General features: G+C 61.0%; 9 protein-coding genes. 5 read left to right on the top strand and 4 right to left on the bottom strand.

Translation table 11 applies throughout. From position 1 onward, the window contains the following. On the top strand, positions 1–490 hold a 490-nt coding region (locus AC1DH9_RS20790), incomplete at its 5' end, for an AAA family ATPase (protein WP_477808700.1). A gap of 31 nt (positions 491–521) precedes the next feature. Further along, positions 522–1,700, top strand: a complete 1,179-nt coding sequence (locus AC1DH9_RS20785; protein ID WP_477808699.1) for a vWA domain-containing protein — start codon at positions 522–524, stop codon at positions 1,698–1,700. 119 nt (positions 1,701–1,819) lie between these two features. Here AC1DH9_RS20785 and AC1DH9_RS20780 read toward each other — a convergent pair whose 3' ends face one another. From AC1DH9_RS20780 to AC1DH9_RS20765, 4 genes are all read right to left on the bottom strand, one after another. After that, entirely contained in the window at positions 1,820–2,743 is a 924-nt protein-coding gene (locus AC1DH9_RS20780; RefSeq protein ID WP_477808698.1) for a 5-oxoprolinase subunit C family protein, read from the bottom strand. Further along, positions 2,740–3,444, bottom strand: coding sequence for a 5-oxoprolinase subunit B family protein (locus tag AC1DH9_RS20775; RefSeq protein ID WP_477808697.1), 705 nt, complete (start codon positions 3,442–3,444; stop codon positions 2,740–2,742). Before AC1DH9_RS20775 ends, AC1DH9_RS20780 begins: the two co-directional genes overlap by 4 nt. Beyond that, a complete protein-coding gene (locus AC1DH9_RS20770; RefSeq protein ID WP_427540575.1) occupies positions 3,441–4,193 on the bottom strand; it encodes a 5-oxoprolinase subunit PxpA in 753 nt (250 codons plus the stop codon). Before AC1DH9_RS20770 ends, AC1DH9_RS20775 begins: the two co-directional genes overlap by 4 nt. Before the next feature lie 65 nt (positions 4,194–4,258). After that, a complete protein-coding gene (locus tag AC1DH9_RS20765; RefSeq protein ID WP_477808701.1) occupies positions 4,259–5,473 on the bottom strand; it encodes an MFS transporter in 1,215 nt (404 codons plus the stop codon). Positions 5,474–5,593: 120 nt separating this feature from the next. Here AC1DH9_RS20765 and AC1DH9_RS20760 point away from each other — a divergent pair, with 120 nt between their 5' ends. The 3 genes from AC1DH9_RS20760 to AC1DH9_RS20750 all read left to right on the top strand — a co-directional run. Continuing rightward, the gene (locus AC1DH9_RS20760; RefSeq protein ID WP_477808696.1) at positions 5,594–6,511 is read left to right on the top strand and encodes a LysR family transcriptional regulator; all 918 of its coding nucleotides are present in this window, start codon (positions 5,594–5,596) and stop codon (positions 6,509–6,511) included. A gap of 125 nt (positions 6,512–6,636) precedes the next feature. Next, positions 6,637–8,280: an IucA/IucC family protein gene (locus tag AC1DH9_RS20755; RefSeq protein WP_477808695.1), complete on the top strand. Its 1,644-nt coding sequence runs from the start codon at positions 6,637–6,639 to the stop codon at positions 8,278–8,280. Next, positions 8,270–8,775: MFS transporter (locus AC1DH9_RS20750; protein WP_477808694.1), on the top strand; the 506-nt coding region annotated here is incomplete at its 3' end. The genes AC1DH9_RS20755 and AC1DH9_RS20750, both read left to right, overlap by 11 nt.

The raw sequence follows: 8,775 nt of genomic DNA, 5'->3' as shown, positions 1-8,775 counted from the left end.
GGCCGACATCGAGTTCCCGAACGACCTGCTGCAAGAACTCGACAAGATGGAGTTCTACGTTTACGAGATCGACGAGACCATCAAGGCCAAGCAGCGTCCGATCATCATCATTACCTCCAACAACGAGAAAGAGCTGCCGGACGCCTTCCTGCGCCGTTGCTTCTTCCACTACATCGCCTTCCCGGACCGCGTCACCCTGCAAAAAATCGTCGACGTGCACTACCCGGACATCAAGAAAGACCTGGTCAGCGAGGCGCTGGACGTGTTCTTCGATGTGCGCAAGGTCCCGGGCCTGAAGAAGAAGCCATCGACCTCCGAACTGGTCGACTGGCTCAAATTGCTGATGGCCGACAACATCGGCGAAGCGGTACTGCGCGAACGCGATCCGACCAAGGCCATTCCGCCGCTGGCCGGCGCCCTGGTGAAGAACGAACAGGACGTGCAATTGCTCGAGCGCCTGGCGTTCATGAGCCGTCGCGGCACCCGCTGATACTCTTCTGACAAGATCAAGGGCGAAAGCCATGCTGCTCAACCTGTTCAATGAAATGCGTGCAGCCAAGGTGCCGGTCTCGGTGCGTGAGCTGCTGGACCTGATCAACGCGCTGAAACAGCGCGTGACCTTCGCCGACATGGACGAGTTTTATTACTTGTCGCGGGCGATTCTGGTGAAGGACGAACGGCATTTCGACAAGTTCGACCGGGCGTTCAGTGCCTACTTCAATGGCTTGGAAAAACTCGACGATCATCTTCAGGCGCTGATTCCCGAAGACTGGTTGCGCAAGGAATTCGAGCGCTCGCTGACCGATGAGGAGCGCGCGCAAATCCAGTCCCTCGGCGGTCTCGACAAGCTGATCGAAGAGTTCAAGAAGCGTCTCGAAGAACAGAAGGAGCGCCATGCCGGCGGCAACAAGTGGATCGGCACCGGTGGCACCAGCCCGTTCGGCTCCGGCGGTTTCAACCCGGAAGGCATCCGGGTCGGCGATGCCGGCAAACGCCAGGGCAAAGCGGTCAAGGTCTGGGACCAGCGCGAGTACAAGAACCTCGACGATCAAGTCGAGTTAGGCACGCGCAACATCAAGGTGGCCCTGCGGCGGCTGCGCAAATTCGCCCGCCAGGGTGCGGCGGACGAGCTGGACATCGACGGCACCATCGACCACACCGCCCGTGACGCAGGGCTGCTGAATATTCAGATGCGCCCGGAACGCCGCAACACCATCAAGCTGTTGCTGCTGTTCGACATCGGCGGCTCGATGGACGSCCAYRTSAAGMTCTGCGAGGAGCTGTTYTCSGCCKSCAAGACCGAGTTCAAGMACCTGGAGTACTTCTACTTCCACAACTTCATTTATGAGTCGGTGTGGAAGAACAACATGCGCCGTGGCTCGGAACGCACGTCCACTATGGACTTGCTGCACAAGTATGGCGCCGACTACAAAGTGATTTTCGTCGGCGACGCCGCCATGGCGCCTTATGAAATCACCCAGGCTGGCGGCAGCGTCGAGCACTGGAACGAAGAAGCCGGTTACGTGTGGATGCAGCGCTTCATGGAAAAGTACAAGAAGCTCATCTGGATCAATCCGTACCCGAAAGACACCTGGGGCTACACCTCCTCGACCAACATCGTGCGCGATCTGATCGAAGACCAGATGTTCCCGCTGACCTTGCGCGGGCTGGAAGAAGGGATGCGGTTTTTGTCCAAATAAGCTTCGCTGCCCGTCAGGGCCCTATCGCGAGCAGGCTCGCTCCCACAGGGGTAAGTGTCGGTCACACAACGTGTGAGCAACACCGATCTACTGTGGGAGCGAGCCTGCTCGCGAAGCTTTTAGCGGTTGATGAACCTGCGCAAATACTCGACCTGCTGCCGATGCGCCGTTTCCTGCACCACCRGCGCCAACCGGATCTGCTGCCCTGGCAAACACTGCGCCAGGCGGGCCAACGCCAACGGCGTCAACGCGCCTAACCGTGGATAACCGCCAATGGTCTGCCGATCATTGAGCAGCACGATCGGCTGTCCGTCCGGTGGCACTTGAACCGCGCCCAGCGGGATGCCTTCGGAGATCATCGGTTTGCCTTGATACTGCAACGCCGTCCCCAGCAAACGGATACCCATGCGGTCGGCACGACTGTCGAGGGTCCAGACACGGTTGAAGGCGTCAAACAGGCTCTGCCCGCTGAACGCGCCATGCTGCGCACCGAGCACCAGATCCAGCGGCTGATTCAGCGTGAAGTCTGGTCGCTGCTCGCGCGGCACCTCCCGCAGAGCCTGCGCCGCCCCGGAATAACCCAATTCGGCACCGCGGGCCAAGGGCCGGCCAAAACCGTCGAGACCACCGAGCTCCTCGCGCACCACCGTCGCACAACTGCCCAACACCTGGGGCGCATTGAAACCGCCGGGCGCTGCCAGATAGGCACGGGCACCGTGCATGGGTTGGGTGAATTGCAAACGCTGGCCTTTCTTCAGGGAAAAACTGCGCCACGGCGCCAGMGACTGGCCGTCGAGCAGCGCACCGAGGTCCGCCCCCGCCAGCGCCAGACAACAATCGTCTTGCGCCTCCAGGGTCAAACCGCCGAGGGTGACTTCAATCACCCCAGCCTCCAGCGAGTTGCCCAGCAGCCAGTTGGCCCAGGACATCGACAACCAATCCGCCGCACCGCCTTGGGTCACGCCCAGATGCCGCACACCGAAGCGCCCGGCATCCTGTAGCAGGCACAGCGGCGTGCTGGCTTCGATCGTCAAACGGCTCATGCCAGTACCTCCAGCGGCGTATCGTCGCCGCCCAGATTGACGAACTCGGCATGGCCGACCGCGGCAAAACGTACCGTATCGCCCGGTTGCATCAGGCTGTAGCCCTCACGCTCGCGATCAAACAGTTTGGCCGGGGTGCGACCGATCAGGTTCCAGCCACCCGGCGACACCACCGGATAAGCCGCAGTCTGCCGCTCGGCAATCCCCACACTGCCGGCCGCCAMACGCTTGCGCGGGGTATTCAAACGGGGCGCGGCCAGCACTTCTTCAACCAGTCCCATAAAGGCAAACCCCGGTGCAAAACCCAGCGCGAAGACCTGATACTCACGCTCGCTGTGGCGACGAATCACCTCCTCCACAGCCAGCCCGCTGCGCTGCGAAAGCAGGCTCAGCTCAGGTCCGACACTGAGGTCATACCAGACCGGCAACACATGACATTGACCACTGGCCCGGGCGTTCGGGGTCAGATCGGTCAAGGCTTCGGCGATCAGCTCCCGCGCCTGGACCGGACTCAAGGCGAGCAAATCGTAATGCACCATCAGGGTCGTATAAGACGGCACCAGATCGATCAAATGCCCGGCGAATCCTGCACGCAGTCGCTCGCTGGCGGCGAGCATCCACGGCATGTTGGCTTCGGCGATTTCATCGAACAACCGCACCATCAAACAATCGATGGCCACCACTTCAACCCGTGGCTTCATGGCGCGCTCTGCTGATTCAACGCTTCACGGATCCGCTGCACCGCCGCCACCGAACTGGCGTTGTCGCCGTGTACGCAGAGGGTGTTGGCCTGCAAATGCAAGGCGCTGCCGTCGCTGGCGACAAGCTTGTCACCGCGAGCGATAGTCAGCGCCTGTTGAATGATGGTCTCGGGATCGTGATGCACCGACCCCGGCAACTGCCGTGAAACCAGATGCCCGGCGCTGTCATAGGCACGGTCGGCGAATGCTTCGAACCACAGCGTCACACCGTACTCGTCGCCCATCAGTTGAGCCGCGTGGTTGTCACGGGTCGCCATCAGCATCAACGGTAATAGGGGGTCATACGCCGCGACGGCCTGAATCACCGCCCGCAGTTGCGCCGGGTTGGCCATCATGTCGTTGTACATCGCACCGTGGGGTTTGACGTAACTGACGCGAGTTCCCTGAGCCCGGCAAATGCCGTCCAGCGCACCGATCTGGTAGTGCAGCAGATCCTGAAGTTCCTGCGCGGTGTAGGCCATGGAACGGCGGCCAAACCCCACCAGATCCTGATAGGCCGGATGCGCACCTATCTGCACGCCATGGCTCAGCGCCAGGCTGACGGTCTTGCGCATGATGCTCGGGTCACCGGCATGGAACCCGCAGGCAATGTTGGCGCAATCGATGTACGGCATCACTTCGGCATCCAGCCCCATGGTCCAGTGACCAAAGCTTTCGCCGATATCGCAGTTCAATAGCAGGCGGCTCACAGTGAGTACTCCTGAGGTTTTTTCGTTTTAACCGGGGACGTTCGAGCTGTCCCACAGATTATCAGTTACTGCGCTTCGAGTTGCTTGCCACGGGTTTCCGGCAGGCTCAACGCCGCCAGGATCACTACACCGTAGGACACCGCCGCAAACGCGCCGATCCCGACGCTCAGCGGTACTTTCTGGCTGAGCAAACCGATCAGCAGCGGAAACAGCGCCGCCAGCGCGCGACCAACGTTGTAGCAAAAGCCCTGGCCCGAACCGCGAATCCGCGTTGGAAACAGCTCGGTGAGAAACGCGCCCATGCCACTGAAAATCCCCGAGGCGAAGAACCCCAGCGGGAAGCCCAGCCAGAGCATCACACCATTGCTGACCGGCAGTTGGGTGTAGAGCAGCACAATGGTGAACGAGCCGACCGCGAACAGAATGAAGTTCTTCTTGCGACCCAGAATGTCAGTCATATAGGCGCTGATCACATAGCCGGCGTAAGACCCGAGAATCACCATCGCCAGATAACCGCCGGTGCCGAGCACGCTCAGTCCGCGCTCGTTTTTCAGGAAGGTCGGCAGCCAGGAAGTGATCGCGTAGTAACCGCCCAGGGCGCCAGTGGTCAGCAAGGACGCGCGAAACGTGGTGCTGAGCATGCCGGGGGCGAAAATCTCGTAGAACCTCGACGGGTTGCTCGGTTCCTGCCGGGCCTTGGCCTGGCGGTAGATTTCCGGGTCCTTGACCAGTCGGCGGACGAAGATCACGAAAATTGCCGGCACAATGCCGAGGATGAACAGCGCGCGCCAGGCATCCTCCGGCGGCAGGATCGAGAACAGTAGCGCATACAGAATCGCCGTCAGGCCCCAGCCCAGGGCCCAGCCGGATTGCACCATGCCCACCGCCTTGCCGCGGTCTTTGGCGCGGATCACCTCGCCCATCAGTACTGCGCCGGCAGTCCATTCACCACCGAAACCGAAGCCCATCAAGGTTCGGGCGATCAACAGTTGTTCGTAGTTTTGCGCGAACCCGCAGAGGAAGGTGAAGAAGGCAAACCACAGCACTGTCAGTTGCAAGGTGCGCACGCGACCGATGCGGTCAGAGAGAATCCCGGCGACCCAACCGCCAATCGCCGAAGCGATCAGCGTGCTGGTGTGGATCAGCCCCGCTTGGCCAGTGGTGATGCCCCACATGGCGATCAGTGTTGGCACCACAAAGCTCAGCATTTGGGTGTCCATACCGTCCAGGCCATAGCCGATCTTGCAGCTCCAGAAGGTTCGGCGTTCCTGCTGATTGATGTTGCGATACCAGTCGAAGGGGCCGGGCGCCTATCGTGGGTTTGGCGCATTTTTCGACGACGGCGCCCTGCCCGTCCAACTAATAAAAACCCTGCCAAGGCATAAGAAAAAGTTGATCGCATGAACCTCAAATTTCTCGAAACCTTCGTTTGGGTCGCCCGGTTGAAAAGTTTTCGCCTGACGGCCGACAAGCTCTTCACCACCCAGGCCTCGATTTCCAGCCGCATCGCGGTGCTGGAAAGCGAGCTTGGGGTAAAGCTGTTCCTGCGTGATTCACGCGGTGTGAAGCTGACGCCCGAAGGTGTGAAGGTGCTCGATTACGCCGAGCAAATGCTCGACACCATGCAAGCGCTGAAGCAGTCGCTGGAAACCCGCTCAAGCAAGGTCGGACGGGTTCGCATCGGCGTGATGGACACGGTCATTYACACCTGGCTCAGTCCGTTGGTGGCACAGATGACCGATCACTATCCGTTGGTAGAAATCGAGTTGGTYGCCGATACCTCGCTGAATCTCTGCGATCAGCTGCAAAAAGGTTTTCTCGACCTGATTCTGCAAACCGACCTGCTGCGCCAGGAAAGCGTGCGCAGCCTGGAACTGGCCAGCCACCCGATGGGCTGGATCGTCGCCAGCCATTCGATCTACAACCGCAACTACACCAGCGTCGCCGAACTGGCCCGTGAACGGATCATCACCTACTCGAAAAACTCCCACCCGCATCAGGACGTGCTCAGCCTGATGCAGGCCAATGGCGTACTCGCGCCAAAGCTCAATTGCGTGAATTCGGTGTCGGCGATTATCCGATTGCTGCGTGACGGTTTCGGCATTGGTGCCTTGCCGCCGGTGCTGGTCAGTGAAGAACTGGCCCGGGGCGAATTGACCTTGCTGGCCATCGACCAACGCCCGCCCAACCTGCAAGTGGTGGTCTCATGGCGGGTCGGCGCGGAATGGGTCGAGGAGATTGTGGCGTTGTGTCAGCACGTGGTGGAGGGCTATGCGCAGAAGGTCGGTGAGCACTACATCGTCTTGAGCAAAGACTAAACCAGCCTCTGAATAGGAGCTTTCCCACACCACAAGTAGGAATTACTATCATTTGCATTATTGTTTTTAGAAGGTATTCTCAGCGCGCATTCAGCTAAACAACTGTCCAGAAGGAGTCGGACCTGATGCGCGCCTACACGCAACAACAGCAGCAACTGCTCTCACACTGGAGCGAAGCCCTTGGCACCCAGGCTTTCCAGTCCCACCGCATCACCCTCGATCATTTGAGCAATGCGCTGGAACCCGCCGCCCAGCGCTGTTTTCAACGCCTGATCCAGGCGCTGTTTCGTGAAGGCCTGATCAACCCTGACGCCTGCGAATACGACGACAACCGCCGCTGCTGGCTGCCGCTGGGCGACGGTGCGCACCTGTGCTTCGATCACCTGTCCGGTGGCAGGATGAACAGCTGGGACGTACGCGGCAGTATCGTTCTGCACACCCCCGATGCATTGCCGCACAAGATCCAGTTGCCCAGCGAACTGCTGGCCCATCTCGCCACCCAGCTCAACCCGCCCGCCTCTGCGCAGGTACTGGAACGTCTGGCCCGCGAGCTGGATGACAGCTACAGCAACGACACCCTGTGCCTGGCGTTTCACCATGGATGGACCGAACGCCTGAGAGAGCAGATCGGCACCGAACACGACGACAACCTGCTCGCCTGGCTCAAAGCCAGCCCCGGTCACCAGAACCCGACATCACTGCTCGAACAGTGGGGCACGCTCGGCCATCCATGGCACCCCAACTACAAGACCAAACTGGGCTTGAGCGCCACTCAGGTCATCGCTTTCTCGCCGGAGTTCGAAGCGAGTTTCCCGATCGTGCTGTGCGCCCTGCACCGCCAGTACGCCCACGTCGAAACGCTGGTCGGCAGCGCCGATTACTGGGGCTGGTGGCAAGGTCACTTCCCACAGGCCGCCGAACAATTGCAGCGCCATTTGCAGCAATTGGGCCTGGAAGTAACGGACTACCTCCCGCTCCCGTCGCACCCCTGGCAAGCCGATGAAGAGCTGCCAAAATCGTTCGCCAACGAAATCGCCGACAACCTGCTGATCATCACCGACATCGTGGCCTTCACTGGCCATCCGACCATGTCGTTCCGCACGGTCGTACCGGAGGCCAGTCGCGTTGCGCCGATGGTCAAATTGCCGGTGGCCTTACGGCTGACCAGCGTGCAGCGCACCGTGTCGCCGCGCTCGGCCCGAATGGGGCCGCGCATCAGTCAGCTGTTGCTGGATATTCTCGATCAGGAGCCGCAGATTCAGCGCCTGCTGAACATCGTGCCGGAGCGCATCGGCGTGCATTACGCGCCACAACCGGCCAATGACGAACTGTCCCGGCATGCCGCCGTGCTGTACCGCGACAACCCGCTGACCCTGCTGCAAGCAGGCGAGTTGGCGATACCGGTCGGCAGCCTGTTCGCCGTCAACGAATTCGAACAACCTTTGCTGCGCGATTGGGTACGCCTGGCCCAGGGCCGTCTCCTGCACACCACGTTCATGTGCCACCTCGGCGAGCTGACGTTGCTCTGCGCCCGTCACTGGAACGTATCGGAAAACCTCCTGTGGGAGCGATTGGCAGCGCACGTTGCAGAGTGTTTCGACGCCTTGCGTGAACACGTCGAACCGGCACGCTGGGACAGCGAGCGCGCGGCCTTGCTGGAACAGGACTGGCCGGCCAAATCGTTCATGCGCATGCGCTTGCACGACAGCCACGCCGACATCGTCGGACGCCTGAGCAACCCACTGCGATCCAGCGCCCATGCTCGCTGACAGTCGCGCGTTGCGACTGCTGATCGTCATCCAGTTGGTCTCCATGGGTGCCATGGAAATGAGCGGCCCGTTCTGGCCCTTGCAGATCCGCCATCTGCTCGGGCCCGAGGGCGCCGGCTATACCGCGTTGTTATCGGCGCTGGTCTATGCCGGCCCGATGCTCGCCGCCATGCTCCTGACTCCCGTATGGGGCCGGTTGGGTGATCGCACCGGACACAAGCCGATGATCGTTCGGGCGTTACTGGCATTGGCGTTGTGCCAAGGGTTGGCGGCCATCACCGTCGACCCGTGGCTGCTGGTGGGCATTCGCGTAATGCAAGGCGCATTGGCCGGGTTTCTCGCCGCCGCGCAAGCCTATGCCCTGGCCTGCTGCGACAGCTCCCGGCGCGGCCACACCCTGGCCCGCCTGCAATCAGCGACCGCCGTCGGCTCGCTGATCGGCCCGGTGCTGGGCGGCTGGTTGATGGACATCTCGGGATTCGCCCTGCTCTGTTA

It is taken from the genome of Pseudomonas sp. 05T35 (assembly GCF_056396605.1).
Note: the sequence above shows the minus strand (reverse complement) of the source record. Positions and strands in the feature narration are given on the sequence as shown.